Origin of the sequence: Klebsiella sp. K47, assembly GCF_051858335.1 — a bacterium.
In the GTDB taxonomy this organism is placed as follows: Bacteria; Pseudomonadota; Gammaproteobacteria; order Enterobacterales; family Enterobacteriaceae; genus Klebsiella; species Klebsiella pneumoniae.
Genome location: NZ_JBPYUI010000024.1, coordinates 43,199 through 66,110 on the forward strand (window position 1 = coordinate 43,199; position 22,912 = coordinate 66,110).

Here is a 22,912-nt window from a genome sequence, read left to right on the forward strand (position 1 = left end):
TCATGGAACTGGAAGAAAAAATCACTGCCATTGAGCGGATGCTTGATCAGCTGAGTAAGCCACCGGAAGACATCCCGAATTGCGAGGTGGTTATTGAGCGCGTCTGTTGCGAAAAGCATGGCGAGTATGAGCAGCGAAAGCGGATCCTGACCAGCAGCATCATCAATCTGCCATCACCGCCGACACGCTGCCCGGGCTGCCTGGAAGACGAACTGAATTTTCTGAGGGATGAAAAGGTTCGCTGGGATAAGCGAGTTCGCCAGCAAACTGCAGAAAGGCTGCTTCGACAGCTGGATATACCAGAGCGCTTCTCCACGTGCACTCTGGACAGCTACAAGCCTGTTGGGAAGGATTCTGAGCGAGCATTACGGGTCTGCCAGGCCTACGCATCGAAATGGACTGATCGCCTCCAGCAGGGTGGTGGGTTGGTTATGTGTGGCAAGCCTGGTACCGGTAAAAACCACCTTGCGCTGGCCATTGCCCGTCATGTGATTGAGCACCACCAAAGCTCAGTCATTTTCACGACGGCGCTCAAGATTGCCCGGGAGTTTAAATCGACCTGGTCAAAAACAGCCACGCGCACTGAGGATGAGGTGATCCGCTACTTCACGAAGCCAGACCTTCTCATTGTCGATGAGGTTGGTGTGCAGTTTGGCAGCGAAGCCGAGAAGATGATCATGTTTGAAATCATCAACACCCGCTACGAGCGCCTTAAGCCGACGATCCTGATCAGCAACCTGCCGAAGGATGAGCTGACGCAGTTCATCGGCGAGCGGGTCATCGACCGCATGAACGACGGCGGCGGCTGCACGATTTCGTTTACCTGGGACAGCTATCGGGAGAACCGGTCATGAAAAAGAACTCTGGCAAACAAGCCGTTATTAACTTCATCGGCCAGCATCCTGGCTGCAGCTTTCAGGATATCCGCCGCGGTACCGGGCTTGACTCTTCAGTGGTCAATTCCTCCCTGTGGCAGATGCACCGTGACGGCCAGGTACAGCGTGCGGGTGAGTGCAGTAGCTACCGCTACACCCTGATCGACACAACAGCCGTAACCGAAAGCGATCCGTCTGTTCAGTATCGCCAGCGTCCTGGCGGCGTAAACCCAATGACCAACCTGTTTAACCAGTGCCTGGCGGGAGTAAGAAAATGAAAAACGAAATCGAACAGATTGCACAGCAAAACGATATGAGCATTGAATTCGTAACCTGGTTCTTTAACGAGAAGAAGGTGGGGTGCGGAAATGTCTGGTTCATGATGATGGCTGCAATGTGGGAGGGCTGGAAAGGTCGTAGCATCGAAATGGATAAGCTGGCTGCGGAGAATGTGGCGCTGAAGGCTGTTTTTAGCCAGGGGGAAATCCCATCCGAAGCAGTCGATGCATTCATGGAAACCGCTGTAATGGATCATGACTGGAATGAAACCTCCGAGTGGTCATGGGTTGAAAACGAAACAGAGGTTATCCACGCCGTTCTTGACGCACTTAAGCCAGACACCCCAGCCACCGATCGCATCGTAGCCGGGATTAAGGCTGATGGCCGCGTTGAAGGTGCGCACTTTGTGGCTAACCGAATGCTGGCTGCCTGGGATGCCGGTTTCATCGAAGACACCGCCAAAAACGCAGCAGATATCGCTCGCATGATTCTCGCCTCAACCGAGTTTATGGCAAATGCACCAGAGGGTGATTTCGACCGTTCTTTTGCTGATGACATCTTGGCAGATATCGCCAAACAGCTGCGGGAGGGGGACGGAAAATGAGCATCGCCACTTATCTCAATACCGGTTTAGCCATTCTGGGATGGGCATACATCATGGTTAAAACAGGCCAGTGGATTACTAAAAATGCTCTGAGGCAGTGGGACAAGCGTCGTAAGGAATCTCGCCGCCAGAAAGCTGTGAATGAGTTTTATGACGCCTTTGAGCTTAACAGCCTGGAACCTGGCTCTACCGTTCGCCTGGCCACTAAAGGCGACCTGACAATCATGATGTTCCGCAGCGAGGGGGCCGACAAATGATTCACTTCCACGGAGGGCCAATCACGCCAGATACCTGTGCGTTGAAAGCGTGGAAGGGGCGCCATGCGTTCATTAGCTTTGCAAACGCTGGTCAGTTAGCACTGGCCAGCGAGGTTACTCAGTCATTTGCTCTGGATAACGGCGCATTCAGTTTCTGGACGAAAAAACGCGTTGTGGACTGGAACGAGTATTACCGGTTCGTCGAGCGTTGGGCTAATCACCCGCGGTTCTCATTCGCCATTATCCCTGACGTTATCGGTGGTAGTAGCGAAGAAAACGATGCGCTGATAGCAGAGTGGCCGCACGGAAAGTTTATTGGGGCGCCAGTGTGGCATATGAACGAACCAGACGAGCGGTTTATTCAGCTCTGCAATGAGTTCCCCCGCGTGGCAATCGGCAGCATGGGCGAATACGACGCAAAGCGGCCGCGCCGCTGTGTGGCTCGCCTGCGTGACTTAATCCGGCATGTTGTGGATGAGAACGGCTACCCGATTTGCAAACTGCACGGCCTACGTATGCTCAATGCCGATATTTTCCGCCATATACCGCTGTCATCAGCTGATAGCACAAACGTGGCCCGCAATATCGGTATCGACAAATCATGGCAGAAATCAGCCTATGCACCGGCCAGCAAAGAAACCAGAGCCGCTGTACTCGTTGAGCGTATCGAGTCAATGAACAGCGCCAGTGCGCTCAACTATAACGCCGAACGCGACCGCTTTATGCCGCAATTGGCCTTTGAGATTTAGGGAGTCAACCATGACTGGTATCACCGAACTGTCGCAGAGCCTGAAAGCGGCAGCAGATAGAGAGATGATTTGCCGAGATGTCGCCGAAACTTCTGAAATATGGGAAAGAACTGTAACTCCGGAAAACATCCTCGCGCTGGTAGAGGCGCTGGAGAAGGCGCAGCAGCGGAACGGCGAGCTTGAGACCTATAGCAAAACCGCGATCGAATTTAGGGAAGCGGCGAGAGATAAAAACCGACACCTAAAGTTGGAACTGGAAATTGCAGAGAAGCGCATCGCCCAGCTGGAGTCCCGCACCGTGAAGCTGTCCCCTGAGCTTTACACAATCGGTGAGCTTATCAGGACGCAGGACAACCGCATTACCGATCAGCCCATGTTCGTCGTTTTCCAGAAGCGTGAAATTATCGGAAGTGACGAGCACTCGCCTAGCCGAATTTGCTGGGTATGGGATGGTGAAGAGGTCAGCGAGCTGAGAGCCAAGCGACTGGAAGCGCTTTATCAGGATGGTCGCGACACTCGCGGATATGATCGATACGCGATGCAGGAAGTAGATGAGTTTGTTACTGCCTGCTTTACCGAGCATGGATGCAAAGACTATCTGCGCCAGAACGGCCATAACCTGCGGTTGCCGTACATTTACGCCTGCGGTTCTTTCCGAAATAACGAATATCAGCTGGTTAGAAATTGGCTCGCTGGCATCAAGGTGGAGGCTGAGTGATGGGCATAACTGAAGGATTTTGCGCCGATTTGTATTGCGACTGTGAAGGTTGCCAGTCAGGGAAAATCTATCCTCAGGGGCAGGCTGATTTTATTGGCCGGAATATGACCGATATTTCTCAGCAGGCGCGCAAAGCTGGCTGGCGCATCAGCAAAGACCGCCAGCGCTGCTATGCGCCGGGCCACAAAATTTCACGGGGAGCCAACCAATGACCAGCAAATTAACCAGAGAGCGCATTGAGCTAATCGCTAACTTTCATCGTGCAATGACACTGCCGCCGTCTCACGCTGAAATTGAAGAATTGGCGCGCATGGCGCTGGCCGCAATGGACGGCGAGCCGGTGGCGTACATAAGCAAATCAGACTTTGATGCCGGTTATCCGCATATCCTAGCAAGAAGAGATTTCAATAAGGCTTGCACCATGCCTGTATATGCAGCGCAGCCAGCGCCGGTAGTGCCTGATGCATACGTGCGCGATGAGCGCGGAAGAATGATGCTTAATGGCGTCTGCGAGCCGAAAATTGGCTTTGGTATAGGCTGGAACGCCTGCCGCGCCGCCATGCTCGACCGACAACTTGTCGACCATGTCGATGAGGAGTCGCTAACCAGCATCAATCCCGCGCCAGCTATGGGTTCGTTGTCAAAAACAGGTGAAGTGCTGCACACCAACTCTCCGGCGCAAGGCGGCAACTCTTCGGTAATTCCTGATACATGGATTCCGGTAAGCGAGCGGATGCCGGAAGTTGGCGACATCGTGCTTACCGCAATGGGAGGGGCAGTTAACGTTGGCGAAATGGAGTGCTCTGCTGCAAATTGTCGTTTCTTCACGTCAGTTATTTCCGGTAGAGAGTTACCGGCAACTCACTGGATGCCACTGCCTGCCGGTCCGAAGGAGGATATTAACGCATTGATTCCCTTAGTATCGCGGAATGAGCAGGAGGGGAAGTGATGCGCACCATTGAGGAGATTGGCAAGCATGCCGCATTGCTGAAGTGGAAGCGTCAGTTTGGCCCGTTTGAGAAATGCCCGGTCTGCTACGGGCTTCTTTCTTCCTGTGAGCTGTGCCAAGGTAGCGGCAAGGTGATTCAGGAGGATATCGACTCCTGGAATAACCCAATCACCAAAATGAGGCGGGAGGCGAAAGGTGCCTAAATCCCCCGCAGAACGCAAAGCTTCCCGCTGAAATCAAACCCCTCTCCTGAGGGGTTTTCTCGTATATGCTCATTTTGCATTTATCCCCGGGAAGGGCGATAATTATCTAGTCAGCCTGAGCAACTGACACGATTATCCGGCGCCAAGTGGGGACACATGGCGCACAAAACCTTACAGCAATCCCTGTCACCGATGGCGAAAGTCACCGGCGATTTTCTGCATTCAGCGTTTAGCCTCCCAGGAGGTGAAGCGTGAACATCCCTCAATGCGGCATCAAACTGCACAGCGGCAACTTCAGCGCTATAGGCAAGATTCTTCAGGAGCAGCTCTCTGACGGGAAATGTCTTCGCCTGCAGGTCAAAGAGTGGCGCGAAAAGCGCAGCCTGAGCCAGAACGCACTCAGTCACATGTGGTACGCGGAAATCAGCGAATACCTGATTAACTCCGGGCGTACCGACGCAACTCCTGAGTGGGTTAAGCGCAACCTCAAAAAGACCTATCTCGGCTGCGAAGAGGTGACATACACCGACTTCATCACCGGTGAGAAAACCACAACGTGGGAGCCTCGCCATACCGCCGACCTTGATACCGGTGAAATGCACATCTTCCTGACCAAAGTAGAGGCTTGGTGCGCTCAGTTTGGCCTGTCTCTCACCATTCCACACGGTTGCGAATATCAGCAACTGCAGCAAAAGCAGGAGGCCTAATGAGCAGCCTTCTCGCCAAAGTAATGGAGCGCGGCATCTTCCGCGTTCCGGCGCGCCGCAAGCGCAAGGTCGAAGTTAAGCCTTCCGATATCCCGACCCTGAAAGACTACACCGCCCGCCTGGTCGATAAGAAGTGGCTACGCCTGAGAGCACGGAGGCCACATGCGTAAACCAGCACGTCGTAAATGCGCCCACTGCCGCGAATGGTTCCATCCTGCCCGGGAAGGGCAGGTGGTATGCAGTTTTGAATGCGCCAGCGCGATCGGCAAAAAACAGACAGCAAAAGCCCGGGAAGTGGCGAAGGCCAGGGCGGTGAAGCGCCAGCGCGAATCCGAGAAAGAGGGGCGTCAGCGCCGTAAAGCAAGATTGGCTGAACTCAGACCTAACGGTTACTACAAAGCCCAGGCTCAGAAGGCATTCAACGCCTACATCCGCGCTCGTGATGCTGGTTTGCCATGCATCAGTTGCGGCGAGACCAACCCACCTGATCTGCATGGCGGCCAGTGGGACTGCGGCCACTTCAAAACGGTCGGCGCTTACCCTGAGTTGCGTTTTGAAGAGCGCAACGCTCATAAGCAGTGCAAATCGTGCAATGCCGGGTCGGGGAAGTACACAGCCAAAGAGGCGACGGTTGCTCAGCAATATGAAGCTGGCCTGGTTGCTCGTTATGGACAGGAGTATGTCGACTGGCTTAACGGACCCCACGAAATGACCAACTACCGCCGGGAAGACTTTATTCGTATCCGCGATGAGTACCGCGCCAAGCTCAAAGCACTGAAACAGCGGGAGGCTGCATGAGCCGTGACGTTATCGAACGCATCCGCGACCGTTGGCAAAAGCTCCGCCTCTTGCGTAGCCGCGGCACCGTACTGGTTGACTACAAAATATTACGCAATTTCGTCCGTATCTATAAGCGCCTGGGAGAGACAGCATGAAACTGGAATTAACCAACGAACAGCACCAGTGGATAGATCAGTGGCTCCAGCTTTGGGGCGCATGGTGCCAGACAGGGAAGATAGACAAGGCGATGATAAATATGATTGCCAAGTTCATGGCCACGGTTGAACCGCAAGCACCATCAAGGCCTGTATGCAGCGATGATGATGGGTTGCTAATTGATGCCGTCATCCGACATTACCTGAAAAACGTAGATGAGAACGCATGGAAGGTGATTTTTGCCTATTACGTCTGTAACTCAAGCGAGATAAGGATCGCTTCATGGCAGCATGCTGTTAGCAAACCTCGCCTGATGAAGACTCGCGCCGGAAACCAGTATAAGCACCCGAGCATTTCAACCATCCGTCGGGAAGTTAAGCAGATTATCAACGCGGCGCTCTTCTGCCTGTACCAGCCGCTGCAAAATGCGTTTAACGATCGGGAAAGTGTGAAGAAAATTGCAAAAAATAGTCATAACGTGCTTGCATTTCAATGAACAAATGAGCAATATATTTAGTGTAGGTTGCCGTATTTGCGTTTGACCTATCAGAACACCGAGCCTCGCCATCGTGCGGGGTTTTTTTATACCTGCGATCCGGTCAGGGCTCTTGGGTTGAGACGTGCTGCACGACACGTCGACACCCGCCGGTAAGAGCTCTGAACCAGACTGAAGTTACTCTGCAATAAGAAAACTGCATGTCATCATTTGCTTACATCTTATTGACCAGAAAATTAACATCTTGTTAATCTATTCGTGTGGTGAATCCCCCTGTGCGGTGGGGCGACCAGTCACTTACAGTGATCTGTAAATGCAGCGCGGGCCATGTCGGCTGGGACATGCTCACCGGGAGGCACCCGGCACCACGCAGTACTACTAAGACATTTGGTAGTGGGGTTGCTGTTTCGGCTCCTCCATCTATGTTTAAAAGGCAGTAACGGAAAAAGCGAGCGCTCTCCTGGTAAATCGGTAGCTCGGACTATTAGGTGCGCTTTCGTTTGTTACTACCTAGAATGTCTACTTTCTGCCCGTTCCTCTGAGCGGGCTTTTTTTCGCCTGATTAAGGCATTGCTACAAACCATAAGACATTTAAGGGCTGCGCTTTAGCGTGGCCTTTTTTTATTTCAGGGTCGCGGGAATCACCCTCGACGCTTTGTTGGTAAATCAGCCCGACGGCCCTGAATCTTTTACTGACTACAGATAGCACCCCGAACATTATCGGAGGTGAGAGATGCAACGTATGAACCCAACCGATGGTCACAATCTGCCTTACTGGTGGTCAGCCTTGCTTGGTATCTTTTCCGTCCTGAGTCTGCAGGATTATGTCTTCATCATTGGCGCCCTGATCTCTGCCTTCTTCACAATCAAGACTTATTACGCAAAGCGCAAGGAAGAGCGAGAGCGACTTGATGAAGAGAAAAAGCGCACGCAGCTGTTGGCCAGTTATCTGGCTGATGTCTCCACAAAGCCTGGAGGTGACCGTCCGGCTTCAGCCGAAGTGGTTACCGAGGCTTTGAAGCGGATCGCAAGTGATACACAGGGGTGAACATGACGCCATCAATGAGGAAAAAACTGATTGGCGTGATCGCCGGCGGTGGTGGCGCCATAGCCATTGCTTCCGTCATGCTTGGTAATGCTGACGGCCTGGAAGGAAGGCGTTATTACGCCTATCAGGATGTTGTCGGCGTCTGGACTGTTTGTGATGGTCACACTGGCACCGATATTCGCCACGGCCATCGTTATACCGACAGGGAATGCGACAGCCTGCTGAAGGCAGATCTGCAGAAGGTGGCAAGCGCCATTGACCCGCTCATCAAAGTCCGCATTCCTGATCCTACCCGCGCCGCGCTTTACTCATTCACTTATAACGTTGGCTCTGGCGCCTTCGCCAGCTCCACGCTACTGAAGAAACTGAATGCTGGAGACGTCCCTGGCGCCTGCAAGGAACTGCAGCGCTGGACGTATGCCGGTGGCAAGCAGTGGAAGGGACTGATCACCAGGCGAGAGATTGAGCGTGAAGTTTGTTTGTGGGGGCAGAAATGAGCCGGTTAACCGCCATTATCAGCGCCATTATGATCTGCCTGGTTGTTTGCCTTGGGTGGCTGGCAATGCATTACCGCAACGCTGCTACTGAGCAGAAAACCCGAGCCGATGGCGCCGAGCAGCAGGTAAACGCAGCTCAGGCTATTACATCCAACGTTCTGACCACCATGACCATCTTCAACACCATCGTTGAGGCCAATCAGCATGCAAAAGAGCAGATCGCACTGGACGCATCGGGAGCCTCGGCTGATATCCGGGTTGCTGTTGCGAATGATGATTGCACTAATCGCCCTGTGCCTGCTGGCGCAGTTAAGCGGCTGCAACAATTCGCGAACGGTCTACGTCAAAGTGCCAGTGGTACCGTTACCGGCCATCCTGACGGCTGACACGCCGCAACCGGATATCCCTGACAACCTGACGTGGGGCCAGAGCCTGGATTTAAACGTCAGTCTGCTATCAGCGCTCGGGCAGTGTAACCGGGATAAGGCCGACATCAGGCAAGCAGAGAAAAAACGGGCCAGCCAGTAGCAGGACTGCATCTGCACGCTGTGCTATTTGTTTGATTTAAGCAACTATAACCGTAGGGTTAAATGTTGTATGATTGTGTCGCCTGTAACATTTCTACACACATATATAGCATGCTAAACCCAAGGTTCGTAATGTTCTCATTGCGGTTGGCTGCATTCTTCTCAGTGCTTGGCCTTGTCGCTCAGGTTTTTGGTGTTATCAAAGTCGACATGATGCTGATAGTTGTTGAGCTCCTGATGTTAGGGGTTTGGATGCAGTACGAACGCGAGAAAAGCAATAATAAAAAATAATCAGACCCGCTCCGGCGGGTTTTTTTATGGGCATTACAGAGCCACTTCCAGAGGTGGCTCAATAATGTCAAGGCGAGGACAAAATTATGGCAACACCGGACTGGGAGGCCATCGAGTCGGCATACCGGCCTGGGCGATGCTTCCGGCCTCCGACTTACTGACTCCGCTGAACGGGATTATTTCACCCTCAGAGAGCGAGTCGAAACCATCACCAAAAAAACTGACAGGCCTGCAGGAGTATGTGCGTGAGCAATGCTTGAATTAGTTGGCAATTTATAACGTTGGTCCTTGAGATTCAAATCGGCATCCCCATCTAATCAATGCCCAAACTCATTGGGATCACTGCAACAACGTGGAGATAAAAACAATGCGGTTGCCAATTCAACAAGAAATCCCTCTGGTTAGTCTTTTGCAGAGTCCGCCATACAACGCTATACCAAAGCCGATTCAGTATGGAACGCAGTATGTCTTGCAATCAGGAGTCATCTGCAACTTTCAATATTCGAAGAAGACTCCTGACGAGTTCAAGTTCTATGTGCAGAATCATGCGGCTAACTTCGAACAAGCTGAGGTGATAGAGCAATTAGCCGCTCGCCAAGCTATCGGGGATTAAACCTGTAATTGTTAAATCCCCGGATGTTCGTTTTATCGTCATCACAAAGGCTACCTCCGGGTGGCTTTTTTAATGGCTAGGCAAAATGCAGACACACCGATCCCCGGAATGGAGGTTCCGTTCTCGTGGCAGGCTAGTCTGGAGTTAAACGCGAAGCTTTACTCTGCGCTGGGGCAGTGCAATCTGGATAAGGCGGGGATTAGAAAGATAGAGGAGAGCCGGTTAGATAGAAGTGAATCAGGCTCAACAGGAAGTAGATGACAGCGAAGGTTATTTTGTGATTGACGATTGTGCTTAACAAACTGATTTTCAACATTTATTCTCCTTTTTGATTATTGGGCGAAGTCTGATTTCTATTGTGTAACTTATTTCTCCCTGTGACTGTTCCTACTCGTGTAACATTAAAGGCCTGGAACGGTTATTTTTCGTTCTATACTCGCCACTATTGAGTGTCCAACGTGTTGGACAAGCCCTTCCCAATAGTGAGTCTTAATAGCTTTTGAGCTGTTTTTGTCTCTTCTAAGAGACAAGTCCATTCATGCCTGCAGGCAAAGGCGGGAACCGAAATAGGTGTTCAATAATTTTATAAAATTCTGCAAATGATGACTTGTTGGTGTCATTGGCAGAGTTTTATGTAGGTTTACTGGTGCTTCTGTGTCGAAATTACCGAGAGGTATTCAAAGCAACCCAGAGGATTATTCTGTATGGCTGGAAATGACAATCGCAGACCATACCCTCCCGTCAACTTCACTGGTGAAAACTGGCTGCCATATACCCGGCTGATCCCTGCAGCCGAAATCGGTGAATGGATAAGTCAGAACATCCTCTCCGAAGAGGGGCGAATCCATAACCCTGACCATACGCACTTGGTCGACGCTGATGTGGCGTTCATGTGGGCTTCTGGCTCATTCGCCAAAAGCGGACGCATTGTGCTGGGACAGTGTGAGCAGGTAATGATGCGCGCCGGCGGATGGCAGAAGTCCCGCATGGAACAGCAGATGCATGAATGGTTCGGTCGTATACCGAAGTTCATCATCACCCTGGCTGCTGACTACTGCGAGCAATGTAACGATCTGGAGTTCTGCGCACTGGTAGAGCATGAGCTTTACCACATCGCCCAGGCTACCGATGACTATGGCGCACCTAAGTTCAACAAAGAGACGGGAATGCCGGTGCTCAAACTTCGCGGCCATGACGTCGAGGAATTCGTCGGCGTTGTCCGGCGTTACGGCGCCAGCAAAGACGTGCAGGAAATGGTGGATGCGGCGAACAGGCCGGCGGAGGTTGCGCAAATCGATGTTGCCAGAGCGTGTGGGACGTGCATGCTGAAACTGGCATAGACTTTATTAGGATTGTCATGGAGGTAGCCGATGGCAGCATTATCGACAGAGGTTAAAGCCTTCATCGTTCAGTCGCTGGCCTGTTTCGAAAGCCCGACAAAAGTCATTGAGCTTGTAAAGGCTGAATATGGCATCGATGTCTCACGGCAGCAGGTGTCGCAATATACCCCCAGCAACGCAATGGCGGCCAAGTTGAGCCAGAAGTGGATTGACCTGTTCAACGCCACTCGCAAACGATTCCAGAATGAGATCGCCGACATCCCGATCGCAAATAAAGCGTATCGGTTGCGCGTTCTCGACAGAATGGCGACCAATGCTGAAAAGATGAAGAACTACGGCATGACCTCGCAGCTTATCGAGCAGGCCGCCAAAGAAATGGGTGACGCCTATACCAATAAGCACAAGTTTGAACATTCCGGCCCAAATGGTGGCGCCATTCAGACGATCACCATGAGCAAAGAGGAATACAAGTCCGCACGGCAGGAGATGATGGAGGATGACGACTGCTGAGCAAAAGGCGTTTGCCAGAAAGGTGGAATGTGAGGAGGACGGGCTTTACTACGCTCGCTATTTCTTCAAGCAGCGCACCGGCGGCAAGATGATAGTTGCGCCTCACCACAAGGTGATTCAGAAAACACTGGACCGCGTCATTGATGGTGAGATTCAGCGCCTGATCATCAACGTCCCTCCTGGTTACACGAAAACGGAACTTGCAACCATCAATATGATGGGACGAGGCCTGGCGCTAAATTGCCGCGCCCGCTTCATGCACCTGTCCTATTCGCACAACCTGGCGCTGCTGAACTCCTCAACCGCGCGCGGCATGATTAAGTCGCAGGCTTACCAGTCCATGTGGCCAATGGCGCTGCGCGATGACGCAGACAGCAAGGCGATGTGGTGGACCGAGCACGGCGGTGGCGTTTACGCATCTTCAGCGGCAGGGCAGGTTACCGGATTCCGCGCAGGACACATGGAGCCTGGGTGGCAGGGCGCGCTGATTATCGATGACCCAGTTAAGCCGGATGACGCTTACTCTGAGATCGTCCGAGACGGAGTCAACAACCGTTTCAACGAGACAATCAAATCACGACTGGCGATCGAGACGACGCCAATGATTGTCATCATGCAACGAATCCACTACCACGATCTGAGCGGCTATCTACTGCGTGGCGGGAGTGGTGAGAAATGGCATCACCTGAATCTGCCGGTGATTATCGACAATAGTCAGCCATACGCTGCGCAGTACCCAGAAAACACACACGCTATACCGATTGACCACGGCCTGCCTGATGGCTGGCTCTGGCCTTTCAAACATAACGAATCGCACCGCGTATCGCTGTTTTCTCACCGGCGCACTGCCGAAGCCCAGTATATGCAGAAGCCTCGAAGATTTAATGCTGAGGGAGCGCTGTGGACAGAGGTGATGATCAGCGCAGCACGTGATCTGCAAATTCATCACGACAAGGTACGCACTGTCGTTGCGATTGACCCGCAGGCAACCAACAGCGAAGAAAGCGACGAGTCGGGAATCGTGGTTGCTAGTGCATACGGTGCGGGTGATAAGAAGCAGTACACCGTTGACGGCGATTACAGTGGAAAATACTCCCCTGCAGGCTGGGCCAAAAAGGCTATGTGGGCATATGAGGAACACGGCGCCGATGCGATCGTCATCGAGACCAACCAGGGCGGCGATATGGCGGAAGAGACGCTGCGTAATGCCGGATTTAAGGGGCGCATCATTCGTGTGCATGCCAGTAAAGGAAAGTATGCGCGCGCGGAGCCGATATCGGCGCTCTACGAACAGGGGCGTGTGGCACACCATGGCAACCTTTATACGCTGGAAAATCAGCTGATGGAGTATGTGCCAGCAACTGCCAAGAAGTCGCCTGACCGTCTCGACGCGATGGTGTACGCACTTACTGAGCTCGGAGGCGCGCAGCCAATGGGCATGATGATTCCAAAACGCCTACAAGGCCGATAGCTTGAACATAAAAATCCACCAGTTATATTGGTATTCTTCATCACTGGAAAAGGATAACGATATGATCTCTGGTCTTCATCACTTTGATTCATGGCTTGATCGTAGCACCTGGTACACCCTTCATCCCGATGAAGAAAAACTCTTCTTTCTGGCGTTAAAAAAAGTTATTGCGGAAAATCCAGGTGTATTGATCCACGAGCAATACGTGAGGGATTATATTTTAAGCAAAAAAGTCTCAACGTTAGCGGATGGCACTCTCATACCTACTGCTCAGAAATATGGGCAGTTAGCTGAAAATATTTCCGATTACTTGCTTAATACACAGTAAATTCAAAGTTCACGAAAAGGTCGCTACGGCGGCCTTTTTTATTGCCTAAATCCGACGAACGGACAAACCATGACTGACAAATTAACTCTCGCCGTCAACCATGCGTTGAACGATGCACGGATGGCGCGCGCCCGTATGGTGATGCTGGCGCCAACGATGGGGCTGGATAATAAGCGTCATTCAGCATGGTGCGAGTATGGTTTCCCTGAGCAGGTCACCTACGAAAACCTTTACGCGCTGTATCGGCGCGGTGGTATCGCTCACGGTGCTGTTGAGAAACTGGTAGGCAGGTGCTGGCAGACAAACCCGGAAATCATCGAGGGTGATGATGCGGACGAGAGCAAAGATGAAACAGCCTGGGAGAAGAAGACCAAAAAGGTTTTCACAAAGCGTCTATGGCGGGCCTTTGCTGAAGCTGACCGCCGTCGCCTGGTCGGGCGTTATGCCGGTATCCTGCTGCACATCAATGATTCCAGAACGTGGGATCAGCCGGTTGTCCGGGGGAAGTCACTCAAAAAGGTAACGATCGCATGGGCCGGTTCGTTAACTGTTAGTCAATGGGTTACTGACGAGAATTCGGCTGACTATGGGCAGCCAAAGCAGTGGAAGTACGTTGAGAGCCTGCCAAACGGCGGTACCAATAATCGATTCGTACATCCCGATCGCGTCTTCATCCTGGGCGACTACTCGAATGATGCCATTGGCTTCCTTGAGCCTGGCTATAACGCCTGCGTTAGTCTCGAGAAGGTTGAGGGTGGTTCGGGCGAGGCATTCCTGAAAAACGCTGCTAATAAGCAGAGCATAAATTTCGACAAAGACGTTGATTTCAACAATCTTGCTTCTTTGTATGGTGTCTCTGTTGATGAACTTCAGGAGAGATATAACGATGCTGCGAGAGAGTTAAACATCGGTAATGACGTTCTTCTGATTACTCAGGGTGCCCAGGTAGCGTCGATGGTGTCGGCAGTTTCAGATCCGGACCCAACCTATAACGTCAACCTGCAAACCTTTGCCGCTTCTGTCGATGAGCCGGTGAAAATTCTGGTGGGGATGCAAACTGGCGAAAGAGCGAGCACTGAAGATCAGAAGTATATGAATGCTCGCTGCCAGTCACGCCGCGGTGACCTGTCATTCGAAATTGAAGACTTCTGTGACAAGCTCATCGACCTGGTAATCATTGATCCTGTCAGCGAAAAGACGGTTATCTGGGATGACCTCAACGAGCAGACTGGAACTGAAAAGCTCGCCAATGCAAAAACCATGGCTGAGATTAACCAGACGTTCCAGGGCAGCGGAGAAAATCCGGCATTCAGTCGCGAAGAAATTCGCACAGCTGCCGGTTATGAAAACACCGATGAATTCCCGTTAGGAGAAGAGGATGGCAACGAAGAAGACGAAGCCACCGATTCTACCGCGTAACTATCAGGACCCGACCGGAGCTGATGCGCTGGAACGCCGGGCGATGAAAGACTTCGCCAGGCGGATGAATAAGATTGGCAAAGCGTACAAAGCAGCACTCGACAAAATACCATCCTCTCTCGCAATAAACGCCAGATACGAATACCAGCTAAACCCAACCCTACTCTCCATCATCCTGAATGATGCCAGTTATCTGGTTGATCAGGTGCTTCTGGATGGTAACGAGTACGACCTGTGGTTTTATGAGTATGTCGATTTGGCGTCAGAGAAAGGCACTGGTCAGTCATTCTACAACCTTAGTCAGCAGTCGCCGGTGTACGCCGCCGGACGTGAGTCCCTGGCATCCATCCTTGCAAGCGACCCATACCAGCAACGAATGGCGTTGGTGCATGCCCGTGTTTTTGAGGAAATGAAGGGCCTTACTGCTGACGTTAAGCGCGACATGGCGCGAGTGCTGACTGATGGCGTAGGGCGCGGCCTTAATCCCCGAGACATTGCTCGCAACCTCACAGATCAGACTGGCATCGAGAAGCGCCGGGCGAACCGTATAGCCCGCACCGAAGTCACTACCGCGCTACGCCGGGCTAAGTGGGATGAAGATCAGGAGGCCAACGACCTATACGGCCTGAAAACTTTACTGGTTCACATCTCTGCACTCTCGCCGACAACCAGGCATACCCACGCCGTGCGTCACGCACACCTCTACACAAATGAAGAGGTCCGTGACTGGTACAGCAAGGATGCCAACAGCATTAACTGCAAGTGTACTCAGCAGTCAGTGTTAGTCGATGAAGAGGGCAAGCCGATTTATCCGGACACCATCACCAAACTTAAACAGGAATACAAAACGATGCAGGCGCGGGGTTACGCCTGGGCGGAGAAATAACTATGCCTATGCAGGTCAATATCACCACCAAGGTGAACAGCCAGTCTATCCGGCGCGAAACATACAACGGTCGTGAACATCTGGTGCTGCCGAGTTACACGCTGCCGGCCAATGTCGTCATGAATGGCGGTCTGTACACGCAGGAAGAAATCGACGCCCATTATCAGGGGCTTGAAGGAACCCTGGCGCCGCTGGGACATCCGCAAGTTAACGGACAGTTTGTATCTGCCTTCTCACCGGAGGGTATCAATGCCGGCCATATCGGTGCGTGGAACCGCAATGTTAAGAAGTCCGGTAACCGTATCTATCTCGAAAAGTGGGTCGATGTGGCACGCGCTGGCGAGTCGGAAGGCGGTAAAGAATTGCTTGAGCGTGTCGCGGCTATCGAGCGCGGTGAAGACGTCCCACCCATTCATACCAGTGTGGCGGCATTCCTCGACCAACTTGAACCAAATGAGCAGCAGCGCGCAACAGGCGCTGACTGGGTGGCAAAAATCCACAGCATGGACCATGACGCGATTCTCCTGCATGAGGTCGGAGCGGCCACCCCTGAGCAAGGTGTTGGCCTGATGGTTAACGCTGACATGGCGAAGCCGTTAAAAGCCAATTCTGGCGCGCTGATCGGAGAATCTTACCGGGAGCGCGAGCAGCGCCTCGATAGAGCTGCCAAAGATAAGTTTGCGGCCGGCCAGGACGAATACGTCTGGGTGGCTGACTTCACTGACTCGCAAGCGGTAATCATCCGTAACGGCGGCAATGCTGAGGTGTTTGGCTACAAGTCAGAAGGCGGGATTATCACCTTCGACGATACCGGCACCTCAGTTGCACGACAGGAGTCGTGGGTGGCTGTCGTCACTAACAAACTCAAAGCTCTATTCACACCGCAGGAACAGCCTGCACCAAACCACAAAACGGAGGGCGACATGCCTTTAACCAAAGAAGAACTGGAACAAATCGGCAGCATGATCGGCCAGGCTGTTGCGACTAATACCGATGCGGCTATTAAGCCTCTTGTAGAAAAGGTTGATGCGCTGCAGGCCAATCAGCAGAAACTGGCAGAAACCCTGACCGCCAACTCCCGCGCTGAAGAAAAAACCAAGCGTGAAGCAGTTGCGAAAGTCCACGGCGATATCGTCGCCAATGCGCTGTCTGGAGAAGCGCTGGATGCGATGTTTAAAACTATCGGTGAAGCCGCTCCGTTGGGAACCAACAATGCTCAGCAGCCGAAAGAAACTGGCGCGCCTGCCGCATCTGAATACTTTAAATAAGGAGTCGGAATAATGGCACGTTATCGTCGCGTTAATATCGACGGTCTGTCTCTTTACAAGACCGAAACCCGCACCACGGCTGCCGATCTTCTTCCTGGCACCGCGGCCACCATCAACTCCTCTGATAAATTTGCTCAGGCAACCGCACTAACTGGCCGCCTGTACATTATCGATGTCGGCTACCACCAGGGACTGACTATCACCCAAGCAATTCCTGCCGGTGATTCCGCGGTCGGCAACTATGTCGAAGAGGGACGTGAGCTGGCGTTACGCTGCCTGCCTGGTGCGTATAAGAAAGACAGCCCTATCAAACTTGGGACGGCTGGTCAGTTTACCCTGGCAACCGATGACACTGATTCAGTGATCGGATACAGCCAGGATGAATACACCATCGCGGCCAGCACTACCGATTTCATTCGCGTGCGCATGCGCGTTGGCACTGTCGCCGCAGCTGGCGCGTAACAAAAGGACAAACGCATATGTACTTTTCTAAAGAGACACTGGCGACTAATGCTCGCCTTGGCGCTCACTGGAATGAGTTGTGGGCTAACCGCAACATGTGGAACGCGCAACATGACGCTATGATTGCTGTCAACCGCGCGCACATGACGCCAGAAATGTTGGCATGTAACGCTGTTGGAGGTTTCGCTCGTGATTTCTGGGCTGAGATTGATAACCAGATCCTGCAGCTACGCGATCAGGAAGATGGCATGGAAATCATCAATGACCTGATGGGCGTCCAGACAGTGCTTCCAGTTGGAAAGACGGCGAAGTTATATAACGTTGTCGGCGATATTGCTGATGATGTTTCTGTGAGCATCGACGGTCAGGCTCCGTTCTCCTTCGATCACACTGACTACGCTAGTGATGGCGACCCTATTCCGGTGTTTACCGCCGGCTATGGGGTTAACTGGCGTCACGCAGCAGGTCTTAATTCGGTTGGTGTAGATCTGGTGCTCGACTCGCAAATGGCGAAACTCAAAAAAGTAAACAAGCGCCGTGTTGCTTATTACCTTTCAGGTGATGCCAATATTCAGGTGCAGGGTTATCCTGCCCAGGGTATGAAAAACCACCGCAACACCAAGAAAATTAACCTTGGCTCTGGCGCAGGTGGCGTAAGCATCGATCTGACTACCGCCACTACTGAGCAGATCATTGAGTTCTTCGGAAAGGGCGCTTTCGGAACAACGGCACGTGCCAACAAGGTTTCTTCCTATGACGTAATGTGGGTATCTGATGAGATCTGGGCTAACTTGACAAAACCGTACGTAGTGAACGGTGTGATTAGTGGCAATGTTCTGCAGGCGGTTCTGCCGTTCGCGCCAGTTAAAGAAATCCGCCCAACGTTCGCTCTGTCCGGTAATGAGTTCATTGCTTACGTCCGCCGTCGCGATGTGATTTCTCCGCTTGTTGGTATGGCTCAGGGCGTTATTGCACTACCTCGCCCGCTGCCAAACGTTAACTATAACTTCCAGATCATGTCTGCTGAAGGTCTGCAAATCACTGCAGACGATCAGGGCCTGTCTGGCGTTGTCTACGGCGCGAACCTGGCGTAAGGAAACAGCATGGCTAAATACGAAGTGGTGCGCCCGTGGAATGGCGTAGCGCTGGGGCAGGTTGTTGAACTTGAAAATCTTCATCCGGCCCTGAAGTCAAACGTTCGTCTCATGCGCGGCGAAGCAGGCGGGGAACTCTCTCCGGCAACACCAGAAGCAGGCACTGATACAAAATCTCGAAAAGAGATTATTCAGGCCCGCCTGACGGAATTAGGCATCGAGTTTAAAGGAAACCTGGGGGCTGAAAAGCTTGGTGAGCTGTTGCCTGATGGCGAACTTGAAAAGCTTTTCCCTGCTGAATAACAGCCGCCGCTAAGGCGGTTTTTTTATGCCCTGTGAAAACAGGGCTTCATTCTCACGGAGCCGATAATGGTAACTCTCGACCAAGCGAAGGAGTATCTGGAAGGTCAGGGGATTACCATCCCTGACTTTGTACTCCAGGCGTTCGTTGATGAGGCGAACAGCATTCAGGACTGCCTTGATGCACATTACCCGGCATCGACAGCCTTGCTTATTCAGCTCTACCTCTTAGCGCTGATGGGGCTAGGGAGTGGGGATAAATACATTTCCAGCCAGACGGCGCCAAGCGGAGCATCCCGCTCATTCCGTTACCAGTCATTCTCAGACAGATGGAAGGCATCCGTAAACCTGCTGCGCAGTCTGGATAAATACGGATGCGCCAGCGCTCTGATTCCTGCAGACCCTACCGCCTCGCCGGCATTCGCTGGGATCTGGATAGGTCGAGGCGGTTGCATGTGCGGGAGTAAGTGATGGCCTGGATTTCAGTTCAGCAACGGCTGCCGCGGACGTTTACCCGGGTGTGGGTGATCACCGATACCGGCCAGCAAACGACGGCGTACGTGAAAAGCGACGGTGAGTGGTTCATCAACTGCGACCGCATACGCGCCGCAGGAGCCATTGTGCTGCGATGGAGGGATGACTGATGTCGGCAACCGCGAATTGGTCATACACGGCGACAGCGACAATCTGGCGGCGCATACGCGATGCTGACGGTAGCGATACCGACGGCGGAGGTCAGCCGTACGGGTGGGAAGCTCCGATCGCTATCCTCTGCGACTACCAGGGTGGTCTCTCTGCAAAAATCGGTGACCTGGGCCGGGAGATCGTGGTTAAAAACACGATATGGACCGAGTACGCAACGGCGCGGGAAGGGGATTACATCCTGATTGGCGCGTCGACCGATGCAGCACCGCCGGATGAGGCCGACGAGATACGGCAGATCGTCCAGTTCGCAGATACGTTCGAGCGACTGGCGGACGATTTCGCACTGATTACGGGAGTCTGATTATGGGCGCTAAAGTTCGCGGCATCCGCCAGGCCAAGGCCAACCTCGATCGCATCATCAAAGACGTCCAGGGGCGTAAAGTCGTGCGGGCAATCCAGTCTGCGATGCTTATCGGCAGCGCGCAGGCCGCGCTTTACACCCCGATCGATACGTCGACGCTCATCAACAGCCAGTTCCGCGAAATCATGGCTAACGGCACCCGGGTAACCGGGCGCGTTGGTTACTCTGCGTCTTATGCAGTGTATGTTCACGACCCGGCAGTGAAACAGAACTTCACGCGAGCAACGGCCCGTAAGGAGTTCTTAACGAAGGGCTTCGAGGATACCCGCAGCCAGATTGACGCGGTGGTGAAGAAGGAGCTTTCGCTATGACCCCTCCGATGTATATGCGCCTCAAAGACCTCTTTGTAGCTGAGGGGCTTACCGCGGGGTTTAAGGTCCAGTGGCGGCAATGGCGCGACACCGGGAAAGATACCGATCAGTTCATCGTGTTCCGGTCTTCCGGCGGTACCGATATCACCTTTGACCTCGGCGGCGACTGGTATGTGATGGTTGATGTGATCTCCTCGAAGGCTAATCCCGATGCTGCGGACGCCGCGGTAAACGCCATTGTCGAGTATATCAGCGCGCAATCCGGCGCCGATGATTGCGTTGGCGCGCTGCGGCTTGTCGGTAATGTCCCGGCGCCGATCCCCACCGAAGAGGGCCGATTAGTAACCCGGCTACTCGTCTCCTGCACATATGGCGAATAATCGTCAGAATCACCCATCAGGCTGCCATATGGCGGCCTTTTTTAATTGAGAGGCATACATGCAAGGCTGCGCTAATGACACCGGCAAGCTGATTGGTAAGGTGGCCGTGCTCCGCATGGCTTTTGGCTGTGCTGATACGGTTCCTGCGCTTTCCGAATGGAAGCGACTCGGCGCCATGACCACCAAGGGCTTTGACTACTCCATGAATACCGTCACCTCTGAGGCTGACGATACGAAAGGTCTGGTCGAGAACCTGGTCAACAACATGGACTTCACCATCTCCGGCGAAGGTGAGTTCCGCAAGAAAGACAAGACGACGGAAGTCGGCGCTATTGCCATCTCGAAATATATTTTCGATGAAGTGCAGGCCGGCCGTCAGCCGACAGTCTGGGTCCGCTTCGACTTCACTGGTGAAGACGCTGGCACTTATATCATGGGGTACTTCAACACCACCTCCTGGTCTGGTGATTTCGGAACCTCGGATATTTCCACCTTCTCTGGTGAGTGGAAAGTTGCTGATGCAGACACCGTAGTATTTGAGGTCGCTCCACCGGCGCTGGCGTTTACCACCAACCTGCCGGCGACCAAGAGCGTGGCGGCCGGTTCGGCTCTGAATATGTCGGTAGTGGTTGAGGGTGGCACAGCGCCTTACACCTACGTCTGGAAGAAAGATGGCACGGTTGTCAGCGGGCAAACAACGGCGACCTTCAACAAGGCCAGCGCTGTTTCTGGTGATGCCGGGGTTTATACCTGTGAAGTCACCGATTCTTCCGCGACACCAGTCAAGATCACGTCGGCATCCTGCACGGTCACTATCAGTTAACCACCAGGCCAGTTCGTGAATAGTACAAAGGGCGTTTACGCGCCCTTGATACTGTTTATGGAGCGACTATGACCCCCATTAAAGAATTAGGCGAATGTGTAATCGGATTCGGTGACCGGGAATTTTTTTTTCGGCCGTCGTTTCGCAACATGGCACGCATTGGAGAGCCGGAGGAAATTGTCCAGGCGTTCTATGACCTGTGCAATGACGAGACGGCGCCATTCGCGCAGCGCGCAGCTGAGGCCTATATCCGCGATGAATACAGCCGCCTTCCTGATTGCGTCATGCGGTTTATGCAAAGCGGGCTCCTGTCACGCAAAGCGGTCATGGCCGCGCATACGGTACTGACAGCTTGCTGTGACGATGATATCGGCGATCTGGTTGGATGGATGAAGCCGGGGAAATCACGCAAGCGTGGCTTCGTCTGGCGTCCGGGCAGAATGCCGCCGGAAAGTATGGTTATCGTCGCGCAAAACCTGATGATGCACGGCATTATCGGCAAAGCGAAGGTGCGTAAGCTGCAGCGTTACGAAACGAACGAGACAACCGCAGAATTCCGCGCCGCCGACTACATCATGGCGGCCCGCAACCATTTCGGCATAAGCCGGGAAGAGGCCGAGAACCTCACGATGACAGAATTCAGCTTACTTCTGAATGCTAAATATCCAAACCAAAAGGGCTTCACGCGCGAAGAGTACGACACGGTCATGGACGAAGACGATCGCCGCTGGCAGGCGATGATGGAGCAGGAACAAGCCCGTAAAACCAAATAAACCAGCCTCGGCATAGTCCGGGGCTTTTTTATACCCGCAACAAATCGCGCATTCGCGTGCGCTTCTTTCAGCAAGAGCTTTCCGTAGTGTGAGTCTGAGACTGGGCGGTGGATTTCATCGTTCCGCTCTTGGCTGCCCATGTCTACGCGAACAGGCTCGCACCACAGAAAGGTAAATACGATGAAATATCCAACCGTATCAGTGAACGGCGTCTCCGTTCGTGTCGATGGCGATGGTCGCTATAACTTCAACGATCTTCATGCTGCGGCAGTAGCAAAAGGGGAGGCAACTGAGTCGCAGAGGCCCAGTAAATTCCTCCGCAGCGCTCAGATTAAAAGATTCATCAAAGCATTGCAGTCCAAAGCCCAAAAAAGTGCTTTGGAACAAATTCAACCACTTAAGGTAGTTAAAGGTGGGGATGAGCCTGGTGTCTGGGGAGTGGAGCTGCTTGCCATTCGCTATGCAGCATGGATTAAGCCCGAGTTCGAAATCGAGGTGTATGAGGTATTTCGGACGGTTGTTCGTATGGGCATTGGAGCAATGTCCCGCCTGAATAAAATCGACCATATCATCAACACTGAAACCAAAGCGATTAGCCAGTGTGCTAGCCGGATGGCGAAATGGGGAGTCGGTGGACGTAAGCAATTGCTCCATGCTGCGCGCGATCGTGCTGCCGATGAAGTTCAGTTGTACTTGCCCGGCATTGTTTAGCCCTTTTTAAGTGAACTGCTG

General features: G+C 52.9%; 37 protein-coding genes and 1 pseudogene. All 38 read left to right on the forward strand.

Annotated features, from left to right (window positions below):
• Window positions 1–2: 2 nt before the first annotated feature.
• Complete coding sequence (locus RRF55_RS20785) at window positions 3–854, forward strand: ATP-binding protein (RefSeq protein ID WP_029363677.1); 852 nt, start codon at window positions 3–5, stop codon at window positions 852–854.
• A complete protein-coding gene (locus RRF55_RS20790; protein WP_135721765.1) occupies window positions 851–1,153 on the forward strand; it encodes a MarR family transcriptional regulator in 303 nt (100 codons plus the stop codon). The genes RRF55_RS20785 and RRF55_RS20790 overlap by 4 nt, the downstream gene beginning before the upstream one ends.
• On the forward strand, window positions 1,150–1,758 hold the full coding sequence (locus RRF55_RS20795; protein WP_228261574.1) for an ead/Ea22-like family protein: 609 nt from the start codon (window positions 1,150–1,152) through the stop codon (window positions 1,756–1,758). Before RRF55_RS20790 ends, RRF55_RS20795 begins: the two co-directional genes overlap by 4 nt.
• Window positions 1,755–2,015, forward strand: a complete 261-nt coding sequence (locus tag RRF55_RS20800; RefSeq protein ID WP_023158884.1) for a DUF4752 family protein — start codon at window positions 1,755–1,757, stop codon at window positions 2,013–2,015. The genes RRF55_RS20795 and RRF55_RS20800 overlap by 4 nt, the downstream gene beginning before the upstream one ends.
• On the forward strand, window positions 2,012–2,764 hold the full coding sequence (locus tag RRF55_RS20805; RefSeq protein WP_023316697.1) for a hypothetical protein: 753 nt from the start codon (window positions 2,012–2,014) through the stop codon (window positions 2,762–2,764). The genes RRF55_RS20800 and RRF55_RS20805 overlap by 4 nt, the downstream gene beginning before the upstream one ends.
• A 10-nt stretch (window positions 2,765–2,774) precedes the next feature.
• Window positions 2,775–3,482, forward strand: a complete 708-nt coding sequence (locus RRF55_RS20810) for an ead/Ea22-like family protein (protein WP_125317064.1) — start codon at window positions 2,775–2,777, stop codon at window positions 3,480–3,482.
• A complete protein-coding gene (locus RRF55_RS20815; protein ID WP_049079400.1) occupies window positions 3,482–3,694 on the forward strand; it encodes a hypothetical protein in 213 nt (70 codons plus the stop codon). The genes RRF55_RS20810 and RRF55_RS20815 overlap by 1 nt, the downstream gene beginning before the upstream one ends.
• Window positions 3,691–4,431 (forward strand): DUF551 domain-containing protein, encoded by a 741-nt coding sequence (locus tag RRF55_RS20820; RefSeq protein ID WP_228261575.1) that lies wholly within the window; start codon window positions 3,691–3,693, stop codon window positions 4,429–4,431. Before RRF55_RS20815 ends, RRF55_RS20820 begins: the two co-directional genes overlap by 4 nt.
• Entirely contained in the window at window positions 4,431–4,634 is a 204-nt protein-coding gene (locus RRF55_RS20825) for a hypothetical protein (protein ID WP_064169610.1), read from the forward strand. The genes RRF55_RS20820 and RRF55_RS20825 overlap by 1 nt, the downstream gene beginning before the upstream one ends.
• Before the next feature lie 251 nt (window positions 4,635–4,885).
• Window positions 4,886–5,341 carry a YbcN family protein gene (locus RRF55_RS20830; RefSeq protein WP_125317065.1) on the forward strand — a complete coding sequence of 152 codons (456 nt, stop codon included), beginning with the start codon at window positions 4,886–4,888 and terminating at the stop codon, window positions 5,339–5,341.
• Entirely contained in the window at window positions 5,341–5,511 is a 171-nt protein-coding gene (locus RRF55_RS20835) for a NinE family protein (RefSeq protein ID WP_023342724.1), read from the forward strand. Before RRF55_RS20830 ends, RRF55_RS20835 begins: the two co-directional genes overlap by 1 nt.
• Window positions 5,504–6,139: a recombination protein NinG gene (locus RRF55_RS20840; RefSeq protein WP_048291423.1), complete on the forward strand. Its 636-nt coding sequence runs from the start codon at window positions 5,504–5,506 to the stop codon at window positions 6,137–6,139. The genes RRF55_RS20835 and RRF55_RS20840 overlap by 8 nt, the downstream gene beginning before the upstream one ends.
• Window positions 6,136–6,276 carry a YlcG family protein gene (locus tag RRF55_RS20845; RefSeq protein ID WP_032431116.1) on the forward strand — a complete coding sequence of 47 codons (141 nt, stop codon included), beginning with the start codon at window positions 6,136–6,138 and terminating at the stop codon, window positions 6,274–6,276. Before RRF55_RS20840 ends, RRF55_RS20845 begins: the two co-directional genes overlap by 4 nt.
• Entirely contained in the window at window positions 6,273–6,773 is a 501-nt protein-coding gene (locus RRF55_RS20850; RefSeq protein WP_046653824.1) for an antiterminator Q family protein, read from the forward strand. The genes RRF55_RS20845 and RRF55_RS20850 overlap by 4 nt, the downstream gene beginning before the upstream one ends.
• A 733-nt stretch (window positions 6,774–7,506) precedes the next feature.
• Window positions 7,507–7,821: a hypothetical protein gene (locus tag RRF55_RS20855; RefSeq protein WP_029884058.1), complete on the forward strand. Its 315-nt coding sequence runs from the start codon at window positions 7,507–7,509 to the stop codon at window positions 7,819–7,821.
• A gap of 2 nt (window positions 7,822–7,823) precedes the next feature.
• Window positions 7,824–8,318, forward strand: a complete 495-nt coding sequence (locus RRF55_RS20860) for a lysozyme (protein WP_232706156.1) — start codon at window positions 7,824–7,826, stop codon at window positions 8,316–8,318.
• Window positions 8,315–8,704, forward strand: a complete 390-nt coding sequence (locus tag RRF55_RS20865) for a DUF2570 domain-containing protein (protein WP_232706158.1) — start codon at window positions 8,315–8,317, stop codon at window positions 8,702–8,704. The genes RRF55_RS20860 and RRF55_RS20865 overlap by 4 nt, the downstream gene beginning before the upstream one ends.
• Window positions 8,592–8,846: an Rz1-like lysis system protein LysC gene (gene lysC / locus RRF55_RS20870; RefSeq protein ID WP_439419165.1), complete on the forward strand. Its 255-nt coding sequence runs from the start codon at window positions 8,592–8,594 to the stop codon at window positions 8,844–8,846. Before RRF55_RS20865 ends, lysC begins: the two co-directional genes overlap by 113 nt.
• A 354-nt stretch (window positions 8,847–9,200) precedes the next feature.
• Window positions 9,201–9,302: pseudogene (locus RRF55_RS20875) on the forward strand (hypothetical protein); the annotation flags it as partial.
• Complete coding sequence (locus tag RRF55_RS20880) at window positions 9,266–9,385, forward strand: lysis system i-spanin subunit Rz (RefSeq protein WP_410317632.1); 120 nt, start codon at window positions 9,266–9,268, stop codon at window positions 9,383–9,385. The pseudogene RRF55_RS20875 and the gene RRF55_RS20880, both read left to right, overlap by 37 nt.
• Before the next feature lie 1,068 nt (window positions 9,386–10,453).
• Entirely contained in the window at window positions 10,454–11,089 is a 636-nt protein-coding gene (locus RRF55_RS20885) for a putative metallopeptidase (protein ID WP_201519110.1), read from the forward strand.
• Between the two features lie 30 nt (window positions 11,090–11,119).
• The gene (locus RRF55_RS20890; RefSeq protein ID WP_201519109.1) at window positions 11,120–11,599 is read left to right on the forward strand and encodes a DUF2280 domain-containing protein; all 480 of its coding nucleotides are present in this window, start codon (window positions 11,120–11,122) and stop codon (window positions 11,597–11,599) included.
• Window positions 11,586–13,070 (forward strand): DNA-packaging protein, encoded by a 1,485-nt coding sequence (locus RRF55_RS20895; protein ID WP_201519108.1) that lies wholly within the window; start codon window positions 11,586–11,588, stop codon window positions 13,068–13,070. The genes RRF55_RS20890 and RRF55_RS20895 overlap by 14 nt, the downstream gene beginning before the upstream one ends.
• Before the next feature lie 61 nt (window positions 13,071–13,131).
• Window positions 13,132–13,398: a hypothetical protein gene (locus RRF55_RS20900; protein WP_201519107.1), complete on the forward strand. Its 267-nt coding sequence runs from the start codon at window positions 13,132–13,134 to the stop codon at window positions 13,396–13,398.
• A 69-nt stretch (window positions 13,399–13,467) separates the two neighbouring features.
• On the forward strand, window positions 13,468–14,817 hold the full coding sequence (locus tag RRF55_RS20905; protein ID WP_201519106.1) for an anti-CBASS protein Acb1 family protein: 1,350 nt from the start codon (window positions 13,468–13,470) through the stop codon (window positions 14,815–14,817).
• Complete coding sequence (locus RRF55_RS20910) at window positions 14,777–15,703, forward strand: phage minor head protein (protein WP_117272215.1); 927 nt, start codon at window positions 14,777–14,779, stop codon at window positions 15,701–15,703. Before RRF55_RS20905 ends, RRF55_RS20910 begins: the two co-directional genes overlap by 41 nt.
• Before the next feature lie 2 nt (window positions 15,704–15,705).
• Window positions 15,706–16,971, forward strand: a complete 1,266-nt coding sequence (locus tag RRF55_RS20915; protein ID WP_232706170.1) for a hypothetical protein — start codon at window positions 15,706–15,708, stop codon at window positions 16,969–16,971.
• Between the two features lie 12 nt (window positions 16,972–16,983).
• A complete protein-coding gene (locus tag RRF55_RS20920) occupies window positions 16,984–17,433 on the forward strand; it encodes a gp53 minor capsid family protein (protein ID WP_201519104.1) in 450 nt (149 codons plus the stop codon).
• Between the two features lie 17 nt (window positions 17,434–17,450).
• A complete protein-coding gene (locus RRF55_RS20925; protein WP_201519103.1) occupies window positions 17,451–18,527 on the forward strand; it encodes a major capsid protein in 1,077 nt (358 codons plus the stop codon).
• A 9-nt stretch (window positions 18,528–18,536) separates the two neighbouring features.
• Complete coding sequence (locus RRF55_RS20930) at window positions 18,537–18,830, forward strand: hypothetical protein (RefSeq protein WP_004223289.1); 294 nt, start codon at window positions 18,537–18,539, stop codon at window positions 18,828–18,830.
• Window positions 18,831–18,896: 66 nt separating this feature from the next.
• Window positions 18,897–19,298, forward strand: a complete 402-nt coding sequence (locus RRF55_RS20935; RefSeq protein WP_065803834.1) for a DUF7370 family protein — start codon at window positions 18,897–18,899, stop codon at window positions 19,296–19,298.
• Window positions 19,298–19,471 carry a 50S ribosomal protein L13 gene (locus tag RRF55_RS20940; RefSeq protein WP_201519102.1) on the forward strand — a complete coding sequence of 58 codons (174 nt, stop codon included), beginning with the start codon at window positions 19,298–19,300 and terminating at the stop codon, window positions 19,469–19,471. The genes RRF55_RS20935 and RRF55_RS20940 overlap by 1 nt, the downstream gene beginning before the upstream one ends.
• Window positions 19,471–19,833 carry a hypothetical protein gene (locus RRF55_RS20945; RefSeq protein WP_046654827.1) on the forward strand — a complete coding sequence of 121 codons (363 nt, stop codon included), beginning with the start codon at window positions 19,471–19,473 and terminating at the stop codon, window positions 19,831–19,833. The genes RRF55_RS20940 and RRF55_RS20945 overlap by 1 nt, the downstream gene beginning before the upstream one ends.
• 2 nt (window positions 19,834–19,835) lie before the next feature.
• Window positions 19,836–20,204: a hypothetical protein gene (locus RRF55_RS20950; RefSeq protein ID WP_087794438.1), complete on the forward strand. Its 369-nt coding sequence runs from the start codon at window positions 19,836–19,838 to the stop codon at window positions 20,202–20,204.
• Window positions 20,201–20,584: a phage tail termination protein gene (locus tag RRF55_RS20955; protein ID WP_024622701.1), complete on the forward strand. Its 384-nt coding sequence runs from the start codon at window positions 20,201–20,203 to the stop codon at window positions 20,582–20,584. The genes RRF55_RS20950 and RRF55_RS20955 overlap by 4 nt, the downstream gene beginning before the upstream one ends.
• 58 nt (window positions 20,585–20,642) lie before the next feature.
• Window positions 20,643–21,407: an immunoglobulin domain-containing protein gene (locus RRF55_RS20960; protein ID WP_181348719.1), complete on the forward strand. Its 765-nt coding sequence runs from the start codon at window positions 20,643–20,645 to the stop codon at window positions 21,405–21,407.
• Between the two features lie 68 nt (window positions 21,408–21,475).
• Window positions 21,476–22,180, forward strand: a complete 705-nt coding sequence (locus RRF55_RS20965) for a DUF6246 family protein (protein WP_181475269.1) — start codon at window positions 21,476–21,478, stop codon at window positions 22,178–22,180.
• Window positions 22,181–22,360: 180 nt separating this feature from the next.
• Window positions 22,361–22,891 carry a KilA-N domain-containing protein gene (locus tag RRF55_RS20970; RefSeq protein WP_201519101.1) on the forward strand — a complete coding sequence of 177 codons (531 nt, stop codon included), beginning with the start codon at window positions 22,361–22,363 and terminating at the stop codon, window positions 22,889–22,891.
• Window positions 22,892–22,912: the final 21 nt, after the last annotated feature.

What these genes read in the sequence shown, in the direction of transcription:
- RRF55_RS20785 (WP_029363677.1), top strand. Translation starts at nt 3, where the DNA reads ATGGAACTGGAAGAAAAAATCACTGCCATTGAGCGGATGCTTGATCAG.
- RRF55_RS20790 (WP_135721765.1), top strand. Translation starts at nt 851, where the DNA reads ATGAAAAAGAACTCTGGCAAACAAGCCGTTATTAACTTCATCGGCCAG.
- RRF55_RS20795 (WP_228261574.1), top strand. Translation starts at nt 1,150, where the DNA reads ATGAAAAACGAAATCGAACAGATTGCACAGCAAAACGATATGAGCATT.
- RRF55_RS20800 (WP_023158884.1), top strand. Translation starts at nt 1,755, where the DNA reads ATGAGCATCGCCACTTATCTCAATACCGGTTTAGCCATTCTGGGATGG.
- RRF55_RS20805 (WP_023316697.1), top strand. Translation starts at nt 2,012, where the DNA reads ATGATTCACTTCCACGGAGGGCCAATCACGCCAGATACCTGTGCGTTG.
- RRF55_RS20810 (WP_125317064.1), top strand. Translation starts at nt 2,775, where the DNA reads ATGACTGGTATCACCGAACTGTCGCAGAGCCTGAAAGCGGCAGCAGAT.
- RRF55_RS20815 (WP_049079400.1), top strand. Translation starts at nt 3,482, where the DNA reads ATGGGCATAACTGAAGGATTTTGCGCCGATTTGTATTGCGACTGTGAA.
- RRF55_RS20820 (WP_228261575.1), top strand. Translation starts at nt 3,691, where the DNA reads ATGACCAGCAAATTAACCAGAGAGCGCATTGAGCTAATCGCTAACTTT.
- RRF55_RS20825 (WP_064169610.1), top strand. Translation starts at nt 4,431, where the DNA reads ATGCGCACCATTGAGGAGATTGGCAAGCATGCCGCATTGCTGAAGTGG.
- RRF55_RS20835 (WP_023342724.1), top strand. Translation starts at nt 5,341, where the DNA reads ATGAGCAGCCTTCTCGCCAAAGTAATGGAGCGCGGCATCTTCCGCGTT.
- RRF55_RS20840 (WP_048291423.1), top strand. Translation starts at nt 5,504, where the DNA reads ATGCGTAAACCAGCACGTCGTAAATGCGCCCACTGCCGCGAATGGTTC.
- RRF55_RS20845 (WP_032431116.1), top strand. Translation starts at nt 6,136, where the DNA reads ATGAGCCGTGACGTTATCGAACGCATCCGCGACCGTTGGCAAAAGCTC.
- RRF55_RS20850 (WP_046653824.1), top strand. Translation starts at nt 6,273, where the DNA reads ATGAAACTGGAATTAACCAACGAACAGCACCAGTGGATAGATCAGTGG.
- RRF55_RS20855 (WP_029884058.1), top strand. Translation starts at nt 7,507, where the DNA reads ATGCAACGTATGAACCCAACCGATGGTCACAATCTGCCTTACTGGTGG.
- RRF55_RS20860 (WP_232706156.1), top strand. Translation starts at nt 7,824, where the DNA reads ATGACGCCATCAATGAGGAAAAAACTGATTGGCGTGATCGCCGGCGGT.
- RRF55_RS20865 (WP_232706158.1), top strand. Translation starts at nt 8,315, where the DNA reads ATGAGCCGGTTAACCGCCATTATCAGCGCCATTATGATCTGCCTGGTT.
- lysC (WP_439419165.1), top strand. Translation starts at nt 8,592, where the DNA reads ATGATTGCACTAATCGCCCTGTGCCTGCTGGCGCAGTTAAGCGGCTGC.
- RRF55_RS20885 (WP_201519110.1), top strand. Translation starts at nt 10,454, where the DNA reads ATGGCTGGAAATGACAATCGCAGACCATACCCTCCCGTCAACTTCACT.
- RRF55_RS20890 (WP_201519109.1), top strand. Translation starts at nt 11,120, where the DNA reads ATGGCAGCATTATCGACAGAGGTTAAAGCCTTCATCGTTCAGTCGCTG.
- RRF55_RS20895 (WP_201519108.1), top strand. Translation starts at nt 11,586, where the DNA reads ATGACGACTGCTGAGCAAAAGGCGTTTGCCAGAAAGGTGGAATGTGAG.
- RRF55_RS20900 (WP_201519107.1), top strand. Translation starts at nt 13,132, where the DNA reads ATGATCTCTGGTCTTCATCACTTTGATTCATGGCTTGATCGTAGCACC.
- RRF55_RS20905 (WP_201519106.1), top strand. Translation starts at nt 13,468, where the DNA reads ATGACTGACAAATTAACTCTCGCCGTCAACCATGCGTTGAACGATGCA.
- RRF55_RS20910 (WP_117272215.1), top strand. Translation starts at nt 14,777, where the DNA reads ATGGCAACGAAGAAGACGAAGCCACCGATTCTACCGCGTAACTATCAG.
- RRF55_RS20915 (WP_232706170.1), top strand. Translation starts at nt 15,706, where the DNA reads ATGCCTATGCAGGTCAATATCACCACCAAGGTGAACAGCCAGTCTATC.
- RRF55_RS20920 (WP_201519104.1), top strand. Translation starts at nt 16,984, where the DNA reads ATGGCACGTTATCGTCGCGTTAATATCGACGGTCTGTCTCTTTACAAG.
- RRF55_RS20925 (WP_201519103.1), top strand. Translation starts at nt 17,451, where the DNA reads ATGTACTTTTCTAAAGAGACACTGGCGACTAATGCTCGCCTTGGCGCT.
- RRF55_RS20930 (WP_004223289.1), top strand. Translation starts at nt 18,537, where the DNA reads ATGGCTAAATACGAAGTGGTGCGCCCGTGGAATGGCGTAGCGCTGGGG.
- RRF55_RS20935 (WP_065803834.1), top strand. Translation starts at nt 18,897, where the DNA reads ATGGTAACTCTCGACCAAGCGAAGGAGTATCTGGAAGGTCAGGGGATT.
- RRF55_RS20940 (WP_201519102.1), top strand. Translation starts at nt 19,298, where the DNA reads ATGGCCTGGATTTCAGTTCAGCAACGGCTGCCGCGGACGTTTACCCGG.
- RRF55_RS20945 (WP_046654827.1), top strand. Translation starts at nt 19,471, where the DNA reads ATGTCGGCAACCGCGAATTGGTCATACACGGCGACAGCGACAATCTGG.
- RRF55_RS20950 (WP_087794438.1), top strand. Translation starts at nt 19,836, where the DNA reads ATGGGCGCTAAAGTTCGCGGCATCCGCCAGGCCAAGGCCAACCTCGAT.
- RRF55_RS20955 (WP_024622701.1), top strand. Translation starts at nt 20,201, where the DNA reads ATGACCCCTCCGATGTATATGCGCCTCAAAGACCTCTTTGTAGCTGAG.
- RRF55_RS20960 (WP_181348719.1), top strand. Translation starts at nt 20,643, where the DNA reads ATGCAAGGCTGCGCTAATGACACCGGCAAGCTGATTGGTAAGGTGGCC.
- RRF55_RS20965 (WP_181475269.1), top strand. Translation starts at nt 21,476, where the DNA reads ATGACCCCCATTAAAGAATTAGGCGAATGTGTAATCGGATTCGGTGAC.
- RRF55_RS20970 (WP_201519101.1), top strand. Translation starts at nt 22,361, where the DNA reads ATGAAATATCCAACCGTATCAGTGAACGGCGTCTCCGTTCGTGTCGAT.